Annotated in this window: 21 protein-coding genes; 9 read left to right on the top strand and 12 right to left on the bottom strand. The window is 61.4% G+C overall.

The window, feature by feature from the left end:
• Positions 1 to 479: ATP-binding cassette domain-containing protein (locus MOV76_RS30435; RefSeq protein ID WP_247265924.1), on the top strand; the 479-nt coding region annotated here is incomplete at its 5' end.
• A 37-nt stretch (positions 480 to 516) separates the two neighbouring features.
• Here MOV76_RS30435 and MOV76_RS30430 read toward each other — a convergent pair.
• Together MOV76_RS30430 and MOV76_RS30425 are read right to left on the bottom strand one after the other, a co-directional pair.
• Positions 517 to 1,158 (bottom strand): LysE family translocator, encoded by a 642-nt coding sequence (locus MOV76_RS30430; protein WP_018243951.1) that lies wholly within the window; start codon positions 1,156 to 1,158, stop codon positions 517 to 519.
• A gap of 85 nt (positions 1,159 to 1,243) precedes the next feature.
• Entirely contained in the window at positions 1,244 to 2,095 is an 852-nt protein-coding gene (locus MOV76_RS30425; RefSeq protein ID WP_112905472.1) for an SDR family NAD(P)-dependent oxidoreductase, read from the bottom strand.
• A gap of 177 nt (positions 2,096 to 2,272) precedes the next feature.
• Between MOV76_RS30425 and MOV76_RS30420 the strand changes: the two genes are divergently transcribed.
• Entirely contained in the window at positions 2,273 to 3,496 is a 1,224-nt protein-coding gene (locus MOV76_RS30420; RefSeq protein ID WP_247265923.1) for an argininosuccinate synthase, read from the top strand.
• A 71-nt stretch (positions 3,497 to 3,567) separates the two neighbouring features.
• On the opposite strand, the gene MOV76_RS30415 is transcribed toward MOV76_RS30420, so the two are convergent.
• The gene (locus MOV76_RS30415; RefSeq protein WP_247265922.1) at positions 3,568 to 4,779 is read right to left on the bottom strand and encodes an adenylosuccinate synthetase; all 1,212 of its coding nucleotides are present in this window, start codon (positions 4,777 to 4,779) and stop codon (positions 3,568 to 3,570) included.
• A gap of 58 nt (positions 4,780 to 4,837) precedes the next feature.
• Positions 4,838 to 5,740, bottom strand: coding sequence for a hypothetical protein (locus MOV76_RS30410; protein ID WP_130653236.1), 903 nt, complete (start codon positions 5,738 to 5,740; stop codon positions 4,838 to 4,840).
• A 171-nt stretch (positions 5,741 to 5,911) separates the two neighbouring features.
• On the opposite strand from MOV76_RS30410, the gene MOV76_RS30405 reads away from it, so the two are divergent.
• Positions 5,912 to 6,580: an NrtR DNA-binding winged helix domain-containing protein gene (locus MOV76_RS30405; RefSeq protein ID WP_028733546.1), complete on the top strand. Its 669-nt coding sequence runs from the start codon at positions 5,912 to 5,914 to the stop codon at positions 6,578 to 6,580.
• Between the two features lie 169 nt (positions 6,581 to 6,749).
• On the top strand, positions 6,750 to 7,391 hold the full coding sequence (locus tag MOV76_RS30400) for a LysE family translocator (RefSeq protein ID WP_247265921.1): 642 nt from the start codon (positions 6,750 to 6,752) through the stop codon (positions 7,389 to 7,391).
• Positions 7,392 to 7,497: 106 nt separating this feature from the next.
• On the opposite strand, the gene MOV76_RS30395 is transcribed toward MOV76_RS30400, so the two are convergent.
• The gene (locus MOV76_RS30395; protein WP_131702862.1) at positions 7,498 to 7,929 is read right to left on the bottom strand and encodes a hypothetical protein; all 432 of its coding nucleotides are present in this window, start codon (positions 7,927 to 7,929) and stop codon (positions 7,498 to 7,500) included.
• 226 nt (positions 7,930 to 8,155) lie between these two features.
• On the opposite strand from MOV76_RS30395, the gene MOV76_RS30390 reads away from it, so the two are divergent.
• From MOV76_RS30390 to ppa, 4 genes are all read left to right on the top strand, one after another.
• Complete coding sequence (locus MOV76_RS30390; RefSeq protein ID WP_247265920.1) at positions 8,156 to 10,243, top strand: M3 family metallopeptidase; 2,088 nt, start codon at positions 8,156 to 8,158, stop codon at positions 10,241 to 10,243.
• Between the two features lie 157 nt (positions 10,244 to 10,400).
• The gene (gene typA, locus MOV76_RS30385; protein WP_018243938.1) at positions 10,401 to 12,221 is read left to right on the top strand and encodes a translational GTPase TypA; all 1,821 of its coding nucleotides are present in this window, start codon (positions 10,401 to 10,403) and stop codon (positions 12,219 to 12,221) included.
• A 214-nt stretch (positions 12,222 to 12,435) separates the two neighbouring features.
• A complete protein-coding gene (locus MOV76_RS30380; protein ID WP_018243937.1) occupies positions 12,436 to 12,942 on the top strand; it encodes a GNAT family N-acetyltransferase in 507 nt (168 codons plus the stop codon).
• A 226-nt stretch (positions 12,943 to 13,168) separates the two neighbouring features.
• Positions 13,169 to 13,702 (top strand): inorganic diphosphatase, encoded by a 534-nt coding sequence (gene ppa / locus MOV76_RS30375; protein ID WP_011653868.1) that lies wholly within the window; start codon positions 13,169 to 13,171, stop codon positions 13,700 to 13,702.
• A gap of 4 nt (positions 13,703 to 13,706) precedes the next feature.
• Here the strand turns inward: ppa and MOV76_RS30370 are convergent, their stop codons facing one another.
• Entirely contained in the window at positions 13,707 to 14,018 is a 312-nt protein-coding gene (locus MOV76_RS30370; RefSeq protein WP_247265919.1) for a DUF167 domain-containing protein, read from the bottom strand.
• Positions 14,015 to 14,305, bottom strand: coding sequence for a YggT family protein (locus MOV76_RS30365; protein ID WP_018448228.1), 291 nt, complete (start codon positions 14,303 to 14,305; stop codon positions 14,015 to 14,017). The genes MOV76_RS30370 and MOV76_RS30365 overlap by 4 nt, the downstream gene beginning before the upstream one ends.
• 139 nt (positions 14,306 to 14,444) lie before the next feature.
• Here MOV76_RS30365 and MOV76_RS30360 point away from each other — a divergent pair, with 139 nt between their 5' ends.
• The gene (locus MOV76_RS30360) at positions 14,445 to 15,680 is read left to right on the top strand and encodes an MFS transporter (RefSeq protein WP_113542445.1); all 1,236 of its coding nucleotides are present in this window, start codon (positions 14,445 to 14,447) and stop codon (positions 15,678 to 15,680) included.
• Positions 15,681 to 15,690: 10 nt separating this feature from the next.
• Here MOV76_RS30360 and MOV76_RS30355 read toward each other — a convergent pair whose 3' ends face one another.
• The 5 genes from MOV76_RS30355 to MOV76_RS30335 all read right to left on the bottom strand — a co-directional run.
• Positions 15,691 to 16,464 carry a glutamine amidotransferase gene (locus tag MOV76_RS30355; protein WP_032980581.1) on the bottom strand — a complete coding sequence of 258 codons (774 nt, stop codon included), beginning with the start codon at positions 16,462 to 16,464 and terminating at the stop codon, positions 15,691 to 15,693.
• Positions 16,433 to 16,918, bottom strand: a complete 486-nt coding sequence (locus tag MOV76_RS30350) for a TerB family tellurite resistance protein (RefSeq protein WP_012759325.1) — start codon at positions 16,916 to 16,918, stop codon at positions 16,433 to 16,435. Before MOV76_RS30350 ends, MOV76_RS30355 begins: the two co-directional genes overlap by 32 nt.
• 17 nt (positions 16,919 to 16,935) lie before the next feature.
• Entirely contained in the window at positions 16,936 to 18,558 is a 1,623-nt protein-coding gene (locus MOV76_RS30345) for a heme biosynthesis protein HemY (protein WP_247265918.1), read from the bottom strand.
• A gap of 4 nt (positions 18,559 to 18,562) precedes the next feature.
• Positions 18,563 to 19,834, bottom strand: a complete 1,272-nt coding sequence (locus tag MOV76_RS30340) for a COG4223 family protein (protein WP_247265917.1) — start codon at positions 19,832 to 19,834, stop codon at positions 18,563 to 18,565.
• Between the two features lie 68 nt (positions 19,835 to 19,902).
• On the bottom strand, positions 19,903 to 20,464 hold a 562-nt coding region (locus tag MOV76_RS30335; protein ID WP_247265916.1), incomplete at its 5' end, for a uroporphyrinogen-III synthase.

The raw sequence follows: 20,464 nt of genomic DNA, 5'->3' as shown, positions 1-20,464 counted from the left end.
CGGCGCGGCGCGGCGAGCGGCGCGGGCTCGTCTCCGCCCTCGGCGCAAAACGGCGCGAGCATTTTCGCGAGAGGATCGCCGAGCTCAATCTCGGGCTGGAGAACCGCATGAAGGATCGGATGGACCTGCTTTCCGGCGGCCAGCGGCAGGCGGTCTCGCTTGTCATGGCGACGCTGGCGGGCTCGGAAGTGCTGCTGCTCGACGAACATACGGCGGCGCTTGACCCCGGCATGGCAGAATTCATCATGGGCCTGACCCAGAAAATCGTTTCCGAGCGCAAGCTGACGACGCTGATGGTGACGCATTCGATGCGCCAGGCGCTCGACTATGGCCACCGGACGGTGATGCTGCATGGCGGCGAGATCGTGCTCGATGTCGCCGGCGACAGCCGCAAGACATTGCAGGTCGAGGATCTGATCGCGATGTTCCGCAAGATGCGCGGGCAGACGCTGGATGATGACGCCCTGCTGATCGGCTAAGGCCGACAGCGGGCTGATCGGGTAAATGTCTGCGGGCTTACCTCGCCTGGGTGAGCAGGATCTTCGCGGCGAAGACCGAGAAGACGCCGGCGAAGGTATAGTCCATGCCGCGCAGCACTTTCTTGTTATTCTGCAGCCAGGAGGCCAGCCAGTCGGCGGCAAAGACGACGCTGGCGTTGACCGGCATGCCGATCAGAATGAAGCAGAAGCCGAGAAAGAGCAGCTTTTGGGTGACGGCTGGATCGCCGGCGCTGACGAACTGCGGCAGGAAGGTCATGAAGAAGATGATGACCTTGGGGTTCAGAAGATTGACCCAGAAGCCCGAGGAGATGTTCGAAAGTGGCGTGCCCTTCTGCTCCTCGACCTTGGCGACGGTGAGCTTCGAACCGAAGCGGATCGCCTGCACCGCCAGCCAAAGCAGATAGGCAGCACCGCCGGTCTTCAGGATCAGGAAGGCGGTCGGCGAGGCGGTGATCAGCGCCGAAATCCCGAAAGCGACCAGCATGGTGTGGACGACGATGCCGAGGCTGGTGCCGACGACAACGAAGAGAGCCGCCTTCTTGCCCTGGGCCAGTGCGCGGCTGATCGACAGCGTCATGTCGGGGCCTGGGGTCGCCGCGAGCAGCAGCGTCGCGGCGGCAAAGGCGAGAAGGGTCGGCAGGCTGGGCAGGAAATCCATGACACACTCTGAAAGCCGGAAAGGATCTGGGGATCTCTTACCCAGCTTTCAGAAAATTACCAATCAAACCTTCTGATGGTGCCGATTACTTCTGGTCGAGGAAGGCCTTGAACTTGTCGGCGAAGTCCTTGTGCCAGCGTGACAGCGGCGGACGATTCTCGATGATATCGCCGGCCGCCCAGGCCATCCGGCGTTCGTCGACCGGACGCGCCACGTCATTGTCAGGGCAGAGAATATAGAAATCGCCACGTTCCAGGCTTTCGACCATGAAATCGACGGTCTGTTCCGGCGTCCAGGCGGCAGCCGGTTTTTCCGCGCGGTCGCCCTTGGTAAGGCCGGTGAAGACGAAGCCTGGGATCAGAAGATGGGCGGAGATCTTTCCGCCTTCGGTGTTGCGAAGCTCATGCTGCAAGGCTTCGGTGAAGACTTTCACACCAGCCTTGGAGATGTTGTAGGCGGGGTTGCCGGGCGGCGTGGTGATGCCCTGCTTGGAGCCGGTGTTGATGATCAGGCCGGGCTCGCCGTGCGACAGCATCTTCGGGCCGAAGGTACGCGTGCCGTTGATCACACCCATCAGGTTGACGGCGAAGATATGGTCCCAGTTCGCCTGCGGGCTGAAGATCGAGGTTTCCGGGCCGATGCCGGCATTGTTCATCAGCACGTGCACACGGCCGAAACGCTGGAGCACGGCGCGCTCGAGTGCCTCCAGGGATTCCTTGACTGCAACGTCGGTCTCGACCGCCATCACATTTTCCTCGCCGGCAATGGCCTTGAGTTCATTGGCGGCGTCGGCCAGCCGATCGCCGCCGAGATCGGCGATGGCGACGCTCATGCCGCGTCCGGCGAAATATTTCGCCGCGGCAAGACCGATGCCGGAGGCGCCGCCGGTGATGACGGCAACATTGGACTTCTTGAAAATGTCTTGAATATTCGTCACGGGGCAGCCTCTCCTCGAGCATTTGCGGACGCAGGCGAATATGGGCTCCGCTTTGGCGCTGTCAAACGGTATCGGCACCATCAGCGTCGCACTTGGCCTTGCGTCACGCGCCAATCTCGCTAAAAGTGCCGCGACACCGGGTTTTCGCCGGCCTTTTATGCAACGGACCTCATCATCATGGCATCATACAAAGACGTGAAGAAAGTCGTTCTCGCCTATTCCGGCGGCCTCGACACCTCGATCATCCTGAAGTGGCTGCAGACGGAGCTCGGCGCCGAAGTCGTCACCTTCACCGCCGATCTCGGCCAAGGCGAAGAGCTGGAGCCGGCGCGCAAGAAGGCCGAGATGCTCGGTATCAAGGAGATCTACATCGAGGATGTGCGCGAGGAATTCGTGCGCGATTTCGTCTTCCCGATGTTCCGCGCCAATGCCGTTTACGAGGGCGTCTACCTGCTCGGCACCTCGATCGCCCGGCCTTTGATTTCCAAGCATCTGATCGATATCGCCCGCAAGACGGGTGCGGATGCGATTGCCCATGGCGCGACCGGCAAGGGCAACGACCAGGTCCGTTTCGAACTGTCGGCCTATGCCCTGAACCCCGACATCAAGATCATCGCGCCGTGGCGCGACTGGGCGTTCAAGAGCCGCACCGACCTGCTCGCCTTCGCCGAGCAGCATCAGATCCCGGTTGCCAAGGACAAGAAGGGCGAGGCGCCATTCTCCGTCGACGCCAACCTTCTGCATTCCTCTTCCGAGGGCAAGGTTCTCGAGGACCCCTCTCAGGAGGCGCCTGAATATGTGCATATGCGCACCATTTCGCCTGAGGCCGCACCCGACAAGGCAACGACCATCAAGGTCGGCTTCGAAAAGGGTGACGCGGTTTCGATCAATGGCGTGCGCATGAGCCCAGCGACGCTGCTCGCGACACTCAACAATTACGGCCGTGACAACGGCATCGGCCGTCTCGACCTCGTCGAGAACCGCTTTGTCGGCATGAAGTCGCGCGGTGTCTACGAGACACCAGGCGGCACCATCCTGCTTTCGGCGCATCGCGCCATCGAATCGATCACCCTCGACCGCGGTGCCGCCCATCTCAAGGACGAGATCATGCCGCGCTACGCCGAGCTGATCTATTACGGCTTCTGGTTCTCGCCGGAGCGCGAGATGCTGCAGGCGCTGATCGACAAGAGCCAGGAGCATGTCGAAGGCGAAGTGACGCTGAAGCTCTACAAGGGCAATGTCATGGTCATCGGCCGCGAAAGCGAAAAGTCGCTCTATTCCGACAAGCTCGTCACCTTCGAGGACGATCAGGGCGCCTACGACCAGAAGGATGCGGCCGGCTTCATCAAGCTCAATGCCCTGCGCCTGCGCACGCTCGCCAAACGCAACCTCGGGAAATAATCACGGTTCACCTTCGAACCGGATATCAGCCCGCCGGCATCGCTGCGCGGGCTCTTTTATTGCTCCGCGATTCACGCGGCGACTGCAGCCACATGCAGCCTGACATCACCGCGACGCGGTCCCCAGCTTTCGGCCCAGAGCGGCAAGCCGACAAGATTGGCTATGCGCGATGCCGCTTTGGCAGGGTCTAGCCGCATTCCCTCTCCGTTATCCGTCACGGCAAAGCCATCGTCCGCCTGATCGAGACAAGTCACTGCCAGCCCGGCTTTGACGGCGATACCGCCGCGGTCCAATGCCAGATCGTGTGCAATGGCCTCGCGCAACACGCCGAGATCGAGCGGGGCGAGCCTTAAGGTACCCTGCCACTCGTTTGGCGCATTGGTGGGATCTGCGACATTGATGCCGGGGAGCGCGGAAACTTCGCCCTTGAGGGGCCCTGCGCCATGCCGGGTGGTGTAGCAGCGCGTCGCATATGTTGCGTCCAGCTCTGTGATACCGGCCTCGACGGCGATAGCGAGCATGTTCGCGAGCCCGGTATTCGAACGGGTGACGTGTGGAAAGGCGCCACTATCCTGATCGAGCAGCAAACCTTGGGCGGCCTCGAAGATGATGGTGCCGCGTTCGCACAGCCGTCGGTCGGGCCAGAGCGTGACGCGGTCGAGATAGGCGGCGCAATCGGCCTCAAAGTGGCCGATGGTGATGTCGTCGGCCAGCGCGGTGGCGAGTTCTGCGGGCAAGGCGGTGATGCCCAGCGCGGCAAGCCGGACTGGTACCCAGGCGTCGCGGATGGAGACAAGGCGGGCGCGCAGATCGGGGCGGAACAGATCCTTCGTCGAGAGGGCGAATTCCGGGCGCAGATTGCGCTCGATGGTCTCGCCGAAGCCGAGGCCGCAACTGCCGTGGCGGGCGGTGCCGCGTGCCAGCTCCAAGGCCTGGTTGATGATGACGTCGAACGGCGTCGTTACCAAGGCACGTGGATCGCTGCTGATCTTCGGCGTCACACCAAGCTGGCCGAGGGCCGCCAGCTCGTCGAGCAGCAGCATCGGATGGGCGACGAAGAAACGGCTGAAATGTGTGGCCGCCCCGGCAAAGCTGCCGGAGCCGACATGATGAAAGACATGGCGGGCGCCCGCGGCACCAACCACGGTGTGGCCGGCTTGGGCGCCGCCATTGCTGCGAACCACCACGGCCCCCGGCGTGGCCGCGGCAAGGCAATCGACCATCAGTCCTTTGCCTTCATCGCCATAAAGCGCGCCGATCACGGCCTGTGCTTGGGTACTCATCATGCTGCTCCTCAAGATGGCGCCCAGAGCCATCGCCCCGGGCTTTGGAAGGTCTGGCTTAGAAGAAGGGCAGCAGGCGCCGCTTCGGACGAATGCCGATGGCCTTGGCGACGGCTGCCGCTGCCGCACCGGGCCAGCTTGCGGCCACGTCGCCCGGATCCCGACCCTCGGTGATCTCGATGATCGAAACCACCAGTTCAGCAATGCGTCTGTGATCATCGAGCACGAAAGTGCGGCCAGGTAGCAATGGCTGCCAGCTCTCGAGCACCCGGTCGAGCCTCGTGGCCGCATAGCCCTCGCGGATGACGATGTGGAAGACCTCGTAGGACCTCTGCGCCATCGCAAGGCATTCCCGGGCGCTTAGACCGCGCGGCGGTTCGATGCCAAAGATGCGCGCGATCTGGTGGGCGGCCAGGCCGTTGTGAACCGGTTCGTCGCCAATCGTGAAGAGATAGCCCTTGCGGCCGCGCTTTTCGAAGGCATCGGTCGAGGTCTTGAGGGCCGCCAGAAGGTGGGCGGCGCTGTAGCTCTCGCCATCATTGCCACCGCCGTTGCCTTCCAGCCACAAGGCGCGGATCTGGCTGGCAAGCGAGATATCGGCCTCGAACTGGGTGGCCTGCAGAGGGGCCGCATCGGTAAACGCATCTCCGACCGCTGCCACCATGATATGTGGATCGGACACCGGGCGGCGGTCGTAGATCTCCGATGTCAGGGTGATGAGCCCGCCGCGCATGAGCTCATGAGCGATCATGCCCATCGAGCCAGTTACATCCGAGGCTAGAATAATCGGGGTCGATTGCGGATTGTAGGCGCTGTCGCGGCTCTCGCGGGTGGAAAAACGCGCCGGATCGAACTGCGGATCGATGCCGGTGGCACCGAATACCTCGGACCGGCTGCGGCCATCCACATGGCGCGCATTGTAGGCGGCCCAGTCGCCCGTGCTGAAACGTCCCATACCCATGGCATCACTCCTTTGCTTATTGCCTGGCGATCGGCTCCGGTGTCACCCGCCGCCTTTCGTTGATCATGATATAAACTTGCAAAGTGCATTTTGCAAGTTGCTATTTGCAAATTGTTATTTTTTCGGTCGGCCGCTATGAGGACCAGGACAACACTGGCCGGGAGGATGCTGATGGCAGAGGATGAATTTGCACGGCCGATCGTGACAGTCGACATCGTTTTGCTGACGCTGCACGAAGGACGATTGTGTGTCGCGTTGCTGCCGCGGTCCGCCGAGCCGTTTGCCGGCGTTCCGGCGCTGATTGGCGGCTATGTGCATACGGACGAGGATGTCGATGCGGAGGCAGCCGTGCGGCGCATCCTCAAGGCCAAGGCAGGGCTCGAGGGCATATTCTTCGAACAGCTCGGAACCTTCGCTTCGGCGCGGCGCGACCCCCGCGACTGGTCGGTATCGATTGCGTATTTTGCATTGGTCCCACAGGGAGCACTGGCTGGCGGCACAAGCCCTCTCGAATTGCGGCCGGCCGAGGCGGCAGGCGAACTGCCCTTCGACCACAATGGGATCGTCACCGCCGCGCTGGAGCGGTTGCGCGGCAAGGGCGCATACTCGACCATTCCCGCGAGGCTGCTTCCAGAGGTCTTCACAATGTCGGAACTGCAGGCAATCTATGAAATGGTCATGGGTGAACGGCTGGATCAAAGTGCCTTTCGCCGCAAGATCAACGATCTCGATCTGCTCGAAACGGTCGAGGGCGAAAAGCGGCAGACTGAGCGGGCCCGGCGACCGACGACACTCTATCGGTTGAAGACGCCAGTTGCTGTGTTCGATCGAAGAATTTGAGTGCATCGGCTGCCCCTTTCTCATCGAATGGGTGGCGGACTGCACGGCGAAACATCTGCTGTGGGAGAGACGTTGCCGCGATTGCATCTCCCTTTCGTGGCCACGTAGCCACCCTTGACGGATGGCTGTGATCGCTTAGTCTGCGGTCATCATCCTCCGGAGCATTTCCATGACGCAGTCTTTGCTCTTCGGCGCCTTTCTGGCGGCGCTCTTCTACGTGCTCATTCCAGGACCTGCCTTCCTGCAGTTGCTCGGTATCGGCGCCGGGCAGGGCCGCAAGGCCGGCGCCTTCTTCATGATGGGGCATCTGGTCGGGGATCTCATCTGGTCGTCGCTGGCGCTGATCGCGATCGTCGGCGCAAAGACGATCGGAACCTTCGTCTTCGACCTGCTCGGCCTTGCCTGCGGTTTCTACCTCGCCTGGATCGGCTGGAGCGCCGTCAATGCCAAGCCGAAAGCGGAGGGGCAGGCGCTTGTTGTGGTCGAGCGGCCGTTTCGCCGCGGTCTGATCTTCGGCGTCACCAATCCGAAGGGTTATCCGGTGGCGCTCGCCACTTTCACCGCACTGGTTGCAGGCTCGGCCGGCGCGCTCGATTTCGAGGCGTTGCCGGTGCTGCTCGGCGTGTCGTTCGTCGGCTTCGTGACGGCCGACATCATCCTGATCGGCATCATCGGCGCCGGTACGGTGCGGCGCTTCTATCGCGCCCATGAGCGATTGATCGTGCGCTGCTCCGGCGTGCTTTTCATGGGATTTGCCGCCCAGGCGCTCTGGCACGCAATGCCCGGCCTGCTTGGCTGGCGCAAGGCCTGACCTAAAGCGCGTCGCGCCAAACTTGAATCATGCGACGCGCTTGTCTTTGTTGTTATGCATGTCGCTATCCTAAAACCGCTGCGCACTTTTCGGCATCATGCTCCGATCAGCCATCGAGGAAATTGACAATCGATTTTAGCGTCTGGACCTCGTTAGCATCGCCGATCGACATGGCGACCTGCAGCTGGTTCTTGTAATAATCGAGGAAATTGAAGCTGGTGCCGTCGGTGACGCTGGAGAGATCGATGACGTTGCCGAGCGGATCGATCGCATGCATCGGTAGCGGTTCGGAGATCGCCGCGTAGGTATTCTGATCGATCAGGCCGCTATCGAAACTCTGGCGTGCGTAATTACGCAGCTCTCCAGGGCTGACCGCGGTGAAATCCGGGCCTTCGCCAACTTCGTCTTCGATTTGGAACGAGGCCGGGGCGGGAGCTCTGGTCTCGATTTCAATATCAGAGGTCTTCGAACTTTTTGCGTTATTGGGATTGTTTTTAAAAAGCAAACTCTGAGAAGACCGCACAGAAAAAATTTCCATGGCGCATGTCCCCTTACAAGAAGAACATCGGAAAACTAGCGCCTGCGCGTGATTCGCGTCAATCGTTAACGATTGGTTAATTTTCACGTATCAATTGTTGTCCACCAGATTGACGGACGTCCATCAGATTGGCAGACGGGGCAAAAGGCCCTACCCGGCAACATACCAATTTCACGACGGCTCTCCTATATTGACGATCCATCTGCATGCCAAAAGGAATTCTCCGATGCCTTCTCCACATGATTTCAATCCGGCGCTGGTGACCTGGAACGGTCTTCACGGCCTGCCGCGTTTCGATGCCCTGGATGACGGTGATTTTGCCGCCGCCTTCGAGGCCGCACTTGCCGCGCATGAAAGGGAAATCGACGAAATTGCCGGAAACGGCGATGCGCCGACATTCGCCAATACGGTCGTGGCGCTGGAGATTGCCGGCGACGCACTGTCGCGTGTCTCGGCGCTGTTCTGGAACAAGGCAGGCGCGCATACCAATGATGTGATCCAGGCGCTGGAGCGGGAGATCTCGCCGAAGATGTCGCGCCACTATTCGAAGATCGGGATGAATGCAGCACTTTTCGCCCGTATCGACACGCTCTGGGAGAATCGCGAGACGCTTGGCCTGACGCTCGAACAGACACGCGTGCTGGAACGCCACTGGAAAGGCTTCGTCAAATCGGGCGCCAAGCTTGACAAGGCCGAGCAGGAAAAACTCGCCGCGATCAATGAAAAGCTTGCCGGCCTCGGGACGCAATTCGGCCAGAACGTGCTGGCCGACGAGAAAGCCTGGGCACTGGTCCTTTCGGACAGCGCCGAGCTCGAGGGCCTGCCGGAATTCCTTCGTGACGCGATGGCGGCGGCAGCGCGCGAACGCGGCGAAGAGGGCAAATATGCGGTGACGCTGTCACGCTCGATCATCGAGCCGTTCCTGACCTTTTCGGAGCGCCGCGATCTGCGCGAGCAGGCTTTCAAAGCGTGGGTGGCGCGCGGCGAAAATGACGGGGAGACGGACAACCGCGCGGTCATCAGGGAAACGCTGGCGCTGCGCCATCAGGTCGCGACGCTGCTTGGCTACGGCAATTTCGCCGAGCTGAAGCTCGACAACACGATGGCGAAGACGGCGGATGCGGTGAACGGCCTGCTGAGGGCTGTCTGGGCGCGGGCGGTGAAACGCGCCGGCGAGGAGGAGGTCGATATCGCGGCATTGATCGCCGAGGAAGGCCGGAACCACGAGGTGATGCCCTGGGACTGGCGCCACTATGCCGAAAAGATCCGCGCGCGGAAGTTCGATTTCTCCGAAGCCGAGCTCAAGCCTTATCTGCAGCTCGAGAAGATTATCGAAGCCTGCTTCGACGTGGCCGGCCGGCTGTTCGGCATCCGCGCCGTCGAGAAGAAGGGCGTGGCCGCCTATCACCCGGATGTCAGGGTGTTCGAAATCAGGGACCGCGAGGACAAGCTCGTCGCCCTGTTCCTCGGCGATTATTTCGCCCGCAGCTCGAAACGCTCAGGCGCCTGGATGAGCTCGTTGCAATCGCAGCACAGGCTGGAGCTGAAGGACGGCCGCCACGGCGAATTGCCGATCATCTATAATGTCTGCAACTTCGCCAAGCCGGCGGAAGGCAAGCCGGCGCTGCTGTCGCTCGATGATGCCCGCACCCTGTTTCATGAATTCGGTCATGCGCTGCATGGCATGCTTTCGAACGTCACCTATCCCTCGGTAGCGGGCACCGGCGTTTCGCGCGATTTCGTCGAGCTGCCGTCGCAGCTTTATGAGCACTGGCTGACGGTGCCCGATATTCTGAAGCGCTATGCCGTACATGTTGAAACCGGCGAGCCGATGCCGCAGGCCCTGCTCGACAAGGTGCTTGCAGCCCGCACCTTCAATGCCGGCTTCAATACGGTCGAGTTCACCTCGTCGGCGCTGGTCGACATGGCGTTTCACACGAGAACGACCGTCGAGGATCCGATGGCGGTGCAAGGTGAGGTGCTGGCCGAGATCGGCATGCCGAAGTCGATCGTCATGCGCCATGCGACGCCGCACTTCCAGCACATCTTTTCCGGCGGTTATTCGGCCGGCTATTACTCCTACATGTGGTCGGAGGTGCTAGACGCCGATGCCTTTGCCGCCTTCGAGGAGACGGGAGACGCCTTCAACGGTGAGATGGCGCGCAAGCTCAAGGACAATATCTATTCCGTCGGCGGTTCGGTCGATCCGGAGGACGCCTACAAGGCCTTCCGCGGCAAGCTGCCGAGCCCGGATGCGATGCTCGTCAAAAAAGGACTTTCGACCTTCGAGGAATTGACAGGCAGCGACGCCTAAGACAATTTGATGACATGCGATGATGCGGCGGGGCGACAGCCTTGCCGCAGCTTTTGCGCGTTCCCCCCTTTCGCAAACGCAAAAAAAACTGTATGGACGCCCCAAACTAATAGGCGCGCCCTCTAGAGCGTGCGCCCCAGCTTCAGAGATTTCACATATGGCACTTCGCAATATCGCGATCATCGCGCACGTTGACCATGGCAAAACGACCCTGGTGGATGAGCTTCTCAAGCAGTCCGGCTCGTTCCGCGAAAATCAGCGTGTCGCTGAGCGCGTGATGGACTCGAACGATCTCGAAAAGGAACGCGGCATCACCATTCTCGCCAAGGCGACCTCGGTGGAATGGAAGGGCGTCCGCATCAACATCGTCGACACCCCCGGCCACGCCGACTTCGGTGGCGAAGTCGAGCGCATTCTCTCGATGGTGGATGGCGCGATCGTTCTCGTCGATGCGTCCGAAGGCCCGATGCCGCAGACCAAGTTCGTGGTCGGCAAGGCGCTGAAGGTTGGCCTTCGCCCGATCGTCGCGATCAACAAGATCGACCGTCCGGATGGCCGCCACGAAGAAGTCATCAACGAAGTCTTCGACCTCTTTGCAAACCTCGACGCGACCGACGAGCAGCTCGACTTCCCGATCCTCTACGGTTCGGGCCGCGACGGCTGGATGAACGTCAATCCGGAAGGTCCGAAGGATCAGGGTCTTACGCCGCTTCTCGACCTGGTGCTCAAGCATGTTCCGGAGCCGACCGTTCACGAAGGTCCGTTTACGATGATCGGTACGATCCTCGAAGCCAACCCCTTCCTCGGTCGCATCATCACCGGCCGCATCAATTCCGGTTCCATCAAGCCGAACCAGGCAGTGAAGGTTCTCCACGCTGACGGCAAGACGATCGAAACCGGCCGTATTTCCAAGATCCTCGCCTTCCGCGGCATCGAACGTCAGCCGATCGAAGAAGCGCATCAAGGTGATATCATTGCGATCGCCGGCCTTTCCAAGGGCACGGTCGCCGATACCTTCTGCGATCCTTCGATCACCGCACCGCTGCCGGCGCAGCCGATCGATCCGCCGACCGTCACCATGTCCTTCATCGTCAACGATAGCCCGCTGGCGGGCACCGAAGGCGACAAGGTGACCTCACGCGTCATCCGCGACCGTCTCTTCAAGGAAGCAGAAGGCAACGTCGCCCTGAAGATCGAAGAAGCCGAAGGCAAGGATTCGTTCTACGTGTCCGGCCGCGGCGAACTTCAGCTCGCCGTTCTCATCGAAACCATGCGTCGCGAAGGCTTCGAGCTTGCCGTGTCGCGTCCGCGCGTCGTGATGCACAAGGATGAAAGCGGCCAGCTTCTTGAGCCGGTCGAGGAAGTCGTCATCGACGTCGACGAAGAACATTCCGGTGTGGTCGTGCAGAAGATGTCCGAGCGCAAGGCCGAAATGGTCGAGCTGCGTCCGTCGGGCGGCAACCGTCTCCGCCTGCGTTTCTACGCACCGACCCGTGGCCTGATCGGCTACCAGTCGGAGTTGCTGACGGATACGCGCGGCACGGCGATCATGAACCGCCTGTTCCACGACTACCAGCCCTACAAGGGTGTGATCGGTGGTCGCGTCAATGGCGTGCTGCTCGCCAACGCTCCCGGCGAAGCCGTCGCCTATGCGATGTTCAACTTGGAAGATCGCGGCCCGATGATCATCGAGCCGGGCGAAAAGGTCTATGCCGGCATGATCATCGGCATCCATTCGCGCGACAACGACCTTGAAGTCAACGTCCTGAAGGGCAAGCAGCTCACCAACATCCGCGCCGCCGGCAAGGACGAAGCGGTGAAGCTGACGCCGCCGATCCGCATGACGCTTGATCGCGCCCTCTCCTGGATCCAGGATGACGAGCTGATGGAAGTGACACCGAAGAATATTCGTCTGCGCAAGATGTATCTCGACGCAAACGATCGCAAGCGTTTCGAAAAGTCGAAGGCCGCTCTCTGAGAGCCTAAAGCGCGTCGCAATCTTTCAGAAATCCTTTAAACCCCGGCCTTCACGCCGGGGTTTTTTATTGTGCGCCGCGTCGATTCCATCTTGTGACAATCGTTAAAAAAGCGTTAACTTTTGATCGTCGTCCACATATCAAGTCTGTGGGCAATCGATCACAATGCCGCTGTGCATATGGTTAATTGCCCTCGGCGGGACCAGAGTAAACGTTATGAAGACGTTGTCGATCGATGTCCGGCGGGCCGAGCCGCAAGATGCCCGAGCCATATCGGAAACACACAGGCTTGCCTGGCAACACACCTATGCGGGCATCATTCCCCATCGCGCACTGACGCAGATGATCGAGCGTCGCGGCGAAAGCTGGTGGCGCAAGGCAACGCGCGGCCCGGCAACGCTGCTGGTTCTCGATGTCGCCGGGACAGTCGCCGGCTACGCGACGCTCGGCCTCAACCGCGCCCGCGCTTTGCCGCAGGAAGGCGAGATTTACGAGCTTTATCTTCGGCCTGAGTATCAGGGCATCGGCCTCGGCAGGATGCTGTTCGGCGAGGCGCGCCGGCTCTTGAAGTCGCTCGGCTGCAACGGGCTGGTTGTCTGGTGCCTCGAGGAAAACGAGAACGCCAGCGACTTCTACCGCAATCATGGCGGCGTCGATTTCTGCGAAGGCATGGAAAGTTTCGACCACAGGCAATTGAAGAAGATCGGCTTCATCTGGAGCTGAACGGCTGCGTTATTCCCTATATTAGGCAGCACTTCAAATGCTGTAGCGTCCTTTGCGCGTCTGAAAAGGCGCGCGGCGCTGGAGTCTGCCTACGACGATCTCCTATTAGAGACTTTTGATGTGAATGTGCGCCGGTGCAGTCAAGCATTGACGCTGTGCGATGTTGCGTTGCCACATGAAACTGATTATCTGGCTGCCAGCAAATTCAACCTCGCGGGAGTTTCTTATGCGCATCGACGCCATTTCAATCGGCAACAATCCACCTGAGGACGTCAACGTTATCGTCGAGGTTCCGGTCGGCGGTCACCCCATCAAGTATGAGATGGACAAGGAAGCCGGCACGCTGGTGGTCGATCGTTTCCTCTATACGCCGATGACCTATCCGGGCAATTATGGTTTCGTGCCGCACACGCTGTCGGAAGACGGCGACCCGATCGACGTACTGATCGCCAGCACCCGCCCGCTGGTTCCCGGCTGCGTCATCAATGTGCGCCCGATCGGCGTCCTGAAGATGGAAGACAATTCCGGCAAGGACGAGAAGATCATCGCCGTGCCGTCGCCGAAGCTGACGCTGCGCTATGAAAAGGTGAAGGACTATACCGATCTTCCGGAGATCACGCTGAAGCAGATCGAGCACTTCTTTGAGCACTACAAGGATCTGGAACCTGGCAAGTGGGTGAAGATCTTCGGCTGGGGCGACTCCAAGGAAGCCGGCGAACTCATCCTCGAAGCCGTCGAGCGCGCCAAGAAGAAAGGCTGATCGCTCAGCCTAAAAATATCTCGAGCTTTTTTACCAAATCCTCCGGGTCGCCGTCGATCCGGAGGATTTTTTTGCGCGCGGTCTCACCCGAGACGAGGCTGACGCTGGATTTGGGAATGCGCAGGGATTTTGCGATCAAAAGGATGAGTGCCTTGTTGGCCTTGCCTTTCTCGGGCACGGCAGTGACGCGTGCCTTCAGGAACGCTTCACCCTCGCTGTCGGCCTCAATGCCATCGATCGCGTCCCGCCCGCCATTCGGCGTCAGCCGGACGGCGAGGCGCAGATGGTCCTCAAAAAGGCTCCAGGGACGGCTCAAGCGACCAGCGGGTACAGCGTGGTCCAAAGCAGGGTGCGCAGGAAGAAGATGATCAGCAGCAGGATGATCGGCGAAATGTCGATGCCGCCAAGGTTCGGCAGCAGGCGACGGATCGGCTTCAGCACCGGTTCGGTGACATTATAGAGGAATGTGCCGACCGAATTGACGAACTGATTGCTGGAATTGATAACATTGAAGGCATAGAGCCAGGAAAAAATGGCACTGGCAATCAGGATCCAGGTGTAAATATTCAAAGCCAAATCAATGGTTTGAAACAGCGCAAACATCGTCGTCTCCAATTCGTTGTTGACAGACATGTAGACATTGGCGACTAAACGAGCAAGTGCCGTGTGGAAACGCACGGTGAATCATGTTTAACGGGCGGCTTTGCCGCTATTCCGGCGCCCGTCTCCTCGGAAAACCTCCATGTCGTTTTCGCCCACCGGAGACCGTTTTGCCGCGTTCCGGCATTCGTCCTACACGCGGTTCTTCTTCGCGCGCTTCCTGCTTTCCTTCTCGCAGCAGATCGTCAGCGTCGCCGTCGGCTGGCAGATGTACGATCAGACGGGCAGCGCGATCTATCTCGGTTTGATCGGTCTCGTGCAGTTCCTGCCGTCGCTGCTGCTCATCCTCGTCACCGGTTCGGTGGCCGACCGGTACAATCGCCGGGCGATTGCCGCACTCTGCTCGTTGGTGAGCGCGCTCTGCACACTGGCGCTGCTTGTGATGACTTTGATGGGAAGCTTTACGCCGCTGCCTGTTTTCGCGGTGCTTTTGATCTTCGGCATCGAGCGCGCCTTCATGTCGCCGGCGGTGCAGTCGCTGGCACCCAATCTCGTGCCGGAGGAGGCGCTCTCCAATGCCATCGCCTGGAATTCGTCGTCCTGGCAGCTCGCGGCAATCACCGGCCCGGTGCTCGGCGGTCTGCTCTACGGCGTCAGCGCAACGACCGCCTATACGGTGGCGGTGATCTTTTCCGTGCTTGGCGCCGCCCTTCTCTACATGATCCCGAAACCGGTGCAGAAGACGACCGGCGAGACCAAGAGCTGGGCGATGATCCTTGGCGGCTTCAGTTTCATCCGCGCCGAAAAGGTGGTGCTCGGCGCGATCTCGCTCGATCTCTTCGCTGTGCTGCTCGGCGGCGCGACGGCACTGATGCCGATTTTTGCACGCGATATCCTCACTCTCGGGCCGTGGGGTCTCGGACTGCTGCGCGCCGCACCCGGCCTTGGCGCCATCGTCATGGCGGTATTGCTTGCCGCCTATCCGCTCAAACATCGCGCCGGCATCTACATGTTCATCGGCGTCGCCCTGTTCGGCGTCGGAACGATCATCTTCGGCGTCTCGACCAACACCGAAGTCTCGATCGCGGCGCTGGCGCTGATGGGGGCGGCCGACATGGTGTCGGTCTATGTCCGCGAGAGCCTGATTGCGCTCTGGACGCCGGATCAGCTGCGCGGCCGCGTCAATGCGGTCAACATGGTTTTCGTCGGCGCCTCGAACGAGCTTGGTGAATTCAGGGCGGGCACGATGGCGGCGATCTTTGGCGCGGTGCCGGCGGTCGTCATCGGCGGGATCGGAACGCTTGTCGTGGCGGCGATCTGGGCGTCGAGTTTCCCCAAGCTGCGCAGGATCGATACGCTGGACGCGCCCACTCCATAGTCGGAATCGACTATGCGCGGATGGCGATAGAGGATGTCGCCTTCGCCGTCTTTCCCTCGAAGACGATGTCGAGAAATTCGGTCAACCAGGCTTTCAGCGGCGCGTCGAACAGCATGCGGCCTTCGAGATGTTCGCGGCCCTGCTGGGCATTCGGCAGGATGAAGCGATGGGCGCCATGCACGACCCAGCGATGCATCATCACCCGGGTCAGTTCGGCGTGGAACTGCAGGCCCCAGGCATTGCCGTCGTAGCGGAAGGCCTGGTTCGGATAGGCATCGCCTTCGGCCAGCAGGTCGGCGCCGCGCGGCAGCTCGAAGCCCTCGCGGTGGAAATGATAGACCATTCTCGGCCAGTGCATTAGCAGCCGGCCCTTCTCGGTTGGGTGCAGCGGATACCAGCCGATCTCCGTCGAGCCGTCGGCATTCGACTGCACCTTGCCGCCGAGATGATGCACCAGCATCTGCGCGCCGAGGCAGATACCGAGGTAGGGGCGTTTTTCCCGCAGGGGAACATCGATCCAGTCGATTTCCTTCTTGATGAAGTCATCGGGATCGTTGGCGCTCATCGGCCCGCCGAAGACGACGGCGCCGGCATGGTCTTTAAGTGTAGTCGGAAGCGGCTGGCCCAGAACCGGGCGACGGATATCGAGGCGATAGCCCTTTTCGACGAGCAATTGGCCGACACGGCCGGGGCTCGACCGCTCCTGATGCAGGACGATGAGGATCGGGCGCCCGTCGCGGTTCTGGTTTTGCTCAGTCGGTATCATCTTGCGCAACCTGGACATCCGTCACCCTGGCGGCGGCCTCCTGCCGCTTCTGGATGCGCTCGCGCGAGGAGACGCCGAGCAGATCGGCGATACGCCAGATCACATGGTCTTCCATCTCGCTGCGTTCGCCATCGGCATAGACGATGTCCCAGAGGACGCCGATCAGCTCGAGGCGTTGCTCGGTATTGAGATGACGTTTCAGGTCGGCGGTGAAGCGATAATAGTCGACGGCGGAGCTTTCGGCCTCAAGGCCGGCGGCTATCAGAGCATCGAGCTGCTTGCCGTCGAGTGCATACTGCTCCTTCAGGAGCTTGCGCAGCCGCTTCTTCTCGCTGGCTTTGATCTGACCGTCGGCCTCCATGACCTGCATGCAGAGCGCTGCCACTGCGATGCGGGGATCATCAGGGGCAAAACCTTTCTTCGGGTGGTCGGCGGTGAGATTCTGGAAGAATGCCTGAAAGCGTTCGAACATGCGGTTTTCGTTCCATTTCAGAAAAGGCGGAGCCGTGTCTTGGGTTCCGGTTCCACCCTGGGATCGCGAACGCCGGGATCATCCGGCAGTCCGCCAAAGAAAGGTTTTGCCTCGCTCGGCGCGGGCGCTTTATCGCCCGCGGCTGGTTCGGCGGGTTTCGGTTTTGCCGATGTCGGTGCCGGTGCCGGCGTCGGGCGCACGGCCTCGGCAATCGTCGCGGCGCGTTCCAGCTCAATGATGCGATGGTCGTTAACCGGGCTTTCCGGCCTGACGTCACGCAGCGGCGGCAGTGTCTTCAAAGCCGTTTCGATCGAGGCCGGTGCCGAACCGTCTTCGAGCGGACCCTCGATCTGGCCGAAGGGCGCCTTCCATTCGAAGGCGTCGAGACGGCCGGTCACGGGCGATACCGGCAGCCATTTGTCGGACACGAAGCCGTCTGCCACCCAGGCCGGATCGCGCGGCGCCTTGAGCGCCTGGGCCAGCCAATGGCGCACGCGACCCTGGTCTCCGGTCTCGGCTTCTTCGATGTCGGCCAAGAGCAGGTAGGCGGCTTCACGCGGCTGCATGCGCGCCGCTGCTTCCGCCTTGGCGCGAGCCTTGGCGAATTCCTGCGCGTCGAGTGCTGCCTGGGCGACGACGAGAAGGGATTCGACGTTGTTCGGGCGCTGCCCTTCCAGCCGCTCGGCGCGCTTCAGCCGGTCGAGCGTGGAATCGCCGCTGCGGGCCCGGACATAGGCTTGGCCGATCTCAGGATGCGGCGCCGATTTCCAGGCCTGTTCGAGGATCGAGGCGGCCTTGCGCACGCCGCCTTCGCGGAACAGCGCCTTTGCGGCAATGAGGGCGGCCGGAATGAAATCCGCGGCAAGCTTCAGCGCCTGCAGGGCGTCGTCGCGGGCACCCGTCGGGTTGCTTTCCAGCTTCTCGGCGGCGCGCGCCGTCAGGAGGACAGCATGCAGACGGTTGGCTTCGGCCTTTTCGACGACACGGGCGGCCTTTTGCTGTTCGAGCAGGCGGATCGCATCATCCCAGCGGCCGGCCTGACTGCGATATTCGAGGGTCGCCTGTGCGGCCCAGGGAAGATATGGCGCGTTGTCGGCAGCCTTTTCGGCATATTGGCGGGCCGCCTCATTGGCCCCGAGACGGCGGGCTTCCAGATAGAGGCCGCGCAGGCCAAGCTCGCGCGTCTCTGGATCGTTGGCCATCGCCTCGAACTTGGCGCGTGCCTCATCATGGCGGCCTTCGATCAGGGCGGCCTGGGCCTCGAGCAGGTTGATCAGCGGTTCCTGGTCGGAGCGGATGAGGCCACGCGAGCGGGCGGCCATCTTGCGGGCGAGCAACGCATTGCCGGCGCCGGCGGCGATGAGGCCGGTCGACAGTGCCTGATAACCGCGGTCCCGCTTGCGGGCGCGGAAATAACGCGTCACCGAATGCGGTGAGGTCCAGATGAGACGGACGAACCACCAGGCGATCATCACGGCGGCGATGAGGGCGATGATCGCGCTGGCGGCGACGATCAGCCTCGTCTGGTAGATCTGGCCCTCCCAGATCAGCGAGAGGTCACCGGGACGATCGGCGAGCCAAGAGAAGCCATAGGCGAGAAGCAGCACGAAGAGGGCGAAGACGACAAGGCGGATCAGCATGGTCTCATCCTTCCTTGCCGGTGCCGGAAACCGCTTTCGACAGCGCCCCGCCGACCAGTTCCTCGACGCGGATGCGCGCTTCGAGCGATTGCTTGAAGGCGGTGGACGCCTGCTTGCCGAGGGCCGGCAGATTGTTCCATTCGGCGGATGCGCCGGGCAGGTCGCCGTTCTTCACCTTGTCCTCCATGCGGGCGGCGATGGCTTCGACGCTTTCGCCCTCGATATTGCCGACGGGACGGACGCTCACCAGCGATTTGGCGCTCGACATCAACCGGTCCGACCAGCTCTGGTTCGGATCCGGCTGGTTGACGGCTTCGACGATCGCGGTGGCGACATCGGGAACCTCGCCCACCAGCTCGGCGCGTGAGGGAATGCCGGTCTCGGCAAAGGCTCTAAGGTCGGCAACGGCCGGATCGTCGGGTGCGACGCCGGCAAAGGTGTCGAGTTCGGCCATGAAAGGACCACCGCGATCGATCGCCGCCTTCAGGGCGGCGGCGGCGATCGCCCGGGCAACGGCGACGTCCTCGCGCGGCTCGTTCAGCTTCTTTTCGGCCTCTTCGAGGCGCTTGGCGATATCGGCGCCGTTCGTCGTCTGCTGCTCGGATGACTGGGCAAGGGTCGAGCGCAGCTGGTCGACCTGACCGGTCAGTTCCGCAATCTTCTGGTTGAGTGCCTCGACGTTAACAGAATCGGCCGGTGCGGCGACCGCGGGGGCCTTCGCAGCCGTTTCCAGCGCAGCGATCCGCTTCTCAAGCTCACCATTATCCGCGCTCGCCGGATTGGCGGCAAGGTTGGCGACGGCCTGTTTCAGGCCGTCGATCTCGCCGGAAAGATCGGCCGTTTCCGGCGAGGTCGTCTGCGGCGCGGAGGAGCCCGGGAGGTAACCCGCATATTGGATGGCGCCGGCGCCAAGCAGCGCCACCAGGCCGCCGAAAATGCCCGCGGCAATGAAACCAGAGGTGCCGGCGCTCTTCGGCGCAGGCTGTTCGGGAGGAGGGGTGAAGGAAGGTTCTGGAGCTGCCGGTTCCTCCTCCGGCGCATCCATCACAGGCTTCTCTTCATCTTCGGCATGCGACGCAGTCTCGGTTTCGGGCGGCAGGCCGACATCGGCGGCAGCGGTGCTGTCGGCGTCGGCGGTTTCATTGTCTACCGGTTTTTCGGTATCGGCTGCAGCGGCGAATTCCTGTGCATCGAGGTCAATCGTGACCGGCTCGTCGGCGCTCTTCGAATGGCGTGGCGGGTTTCCCGATACCATGAGGTCCTCTTTATTCTGCATTGCAACGAAACTAGACAGTGATGCCAGTTAAGGGAAGAGGTTAGATCAAATTTGGGCGGTTAGAGCCGTCAAAGCAGCGACAGAAGACTTTTCTCATCCGCCATCGGTGAAATCTCGACGTTTTTTTTCAGAGCCGTCGGGATGGCTTGCGCCACCGCCTCGCTCAGGCAGAGAAGGCGGATTCCGCTGTGTTCCGGCACGGCCGATCGCAGTTCCGGCGCGCGAAAAAAATCCTCGGCCGTCTGCCGGGAATAGAAGAGAATAGCCTGAGCGTGAGGGCCGGAGAAAATCGATTCGATCTCGGCCGGGCTGGGTACGACCGGTTGCATACGATAACATTCGGCGACGGAAAAATGGATGCCGAGCTCGTGCAACCTTCCTTCAAAAGTCTCGGCGCGCGGGGTGCCAGCAAGGTAGAGCAGCGTGCCCGGTTTCTCCGGCACGACGAGATCGGCGAGATCGCGGCCGTTGCCCTGGGATGAGGCGACCGATCGGAAGCCGAGGCTGCGCGCTTCTTCGGCGTTTGCCCTGTCCCCATAATTCTCTCTTGTATTCTGATCGACGACCGCAACCGGGGCGGTGAGGATCAGACCGGCGGCGTGACCTGCTGCCGCGGCCGTTCCGATCGTC

Source organism: Rhizobium sp. PRIMUS64 (assembly GCF_023006465.1).
Lineage (GTDB): Bacteria > Pseudomonadota > Alphaproteobacteria > Rhizobiales > Rhizobiaceae > Rhizobium > Rhizobium leguminosarum.
The sequence above is the reverse complement of the archived record's forward strand: the minus strand, read 5'-3'. Positions and strand labels throughout refer to the sequence as shown.

Excerpts from the sequence above, each read along its gene's own strand:
- MOV76_RS30420 (WP_247265923.1), top strand. The coding sequence starts at position 2,273 with ATGGCATCATACAAAGACGTGAAGAAAGTCGTTCTCGCCTATTCCGGC.
- MOV76_RS30350 (WP_012759325.1), bottom strand. The coding sequence starts at position 16,918 with ATGTTCGAACGCTTTCAGGCATTCTTCCAGAATCTCACCGCCGACCAC.
- MOV76_RS30380 (WP_018243937.1), top strand. The coding sequence starts at position 12,436 with ATGAAGACGTTGTCGATCGATGTCCGGCGGGCCGAGCCGCAAGATGCC.
- MOV76_RS30365 (WP_018448228.1), bottom strand. The coding sequence starts at position 14,305 with ATGTTTGCGCTGTTTCAAACCATTGATTTGGCTTTGAATATTTACACC.
- ppa (WP_011653868.1), top strand. The coding sequence starts at position 13,169 with ATGCGCATCGACGCCATTTCAATCGGCAACAATCCACCTGAGGACGTC.
- MOV76_RS30340 (WP_247265917.1), bottom strand. The coding sequence starts at position 19,834 with ATGCAGAATAAAGAGGACCTCATGGTATCGGGAAACCCGCCACGCCAT.
- MOV76_RS30355 (WP_032980581.1), bottom strand. The coding sequence starts at position 16,464 with ATGTCCAGGTTGCGCAAGATGATACCGACTGAGCAAAACCAGAACCGC.
- MOV76_RS30410 (WP_130653236.1), bottom strand. The coding sequence starts at position 5,740 with ATGGGTATGGGACGTTTCAGCACGGGCGACTGGGCCGCCTACAATGCG.
- MOV76_RS30405 (WP_028733546.1), top strand. The coding sequence starts at position 5,912 with ATGGCAGAGGATGAATTTGCACGGCCGATCGTGACAGTCGACATCGTT.
- MOV76_RS30395 (WP_131702862.1), bottom strand. The coding sequence starts at position 7,929 with ATGGAAATTTTTTCTGTGCGGTCTTCTCAGAGTTTGCTTTTTAAAAAC.
- MOV76_RS30415 (WP_247265922.1), bottom strand. The coding sequence starts at position 4,779 with ATGAGTACCCAAGCACAGGCCGTGATCGGCGCGCTTTATGGCGATGAA.
- typA (WP_018243938.1), top strand. The coding sequence starts at position 10,401 with ATGGCACTTCGCAATATCGCGATCATCGCGCACGTTGACCATGGCAAA.
- MOV76_RS30400 (WP_247265921.1), top strand. The coding sequence starts at position 6,750 with ATGACGCAGTCTTTGCTCTTCGGCGCCTTTCTGGCGGCGCTCTTCTAC.
- MOV76_RS30390 (WP_247265920.1), top strand. The coding sequence starts at position 8,156 with ATGCCTTCTCCACATGATTTCAATCCGGCGCTGGTGACCTGGAACGGT.
- MOV76_RS30430 (WP_018243951.1), bottom strand. The coding sequence starts at position 1,158 with ATGGATTTCCTGCCCAGCCTGCCGACCCTTCTCGCCTTTGCCGCCGCG.
- MOV76_RS30345 (WP_247265918.1), bottom strand. The coding sequence starts at position 18,558 with ATGCTGATCCGCCTTGTCGTCTTCGCCCTCTTCGTGCTGCTTCTCGCC.
- MOV76_RS30360 (WP_113542445.1), top strand. The coding sequence starts at position 14,445 with ATGTCGTTTTCGCCCACCGGAGACCGTTTTGCCGCGTTCCGGCATTCG.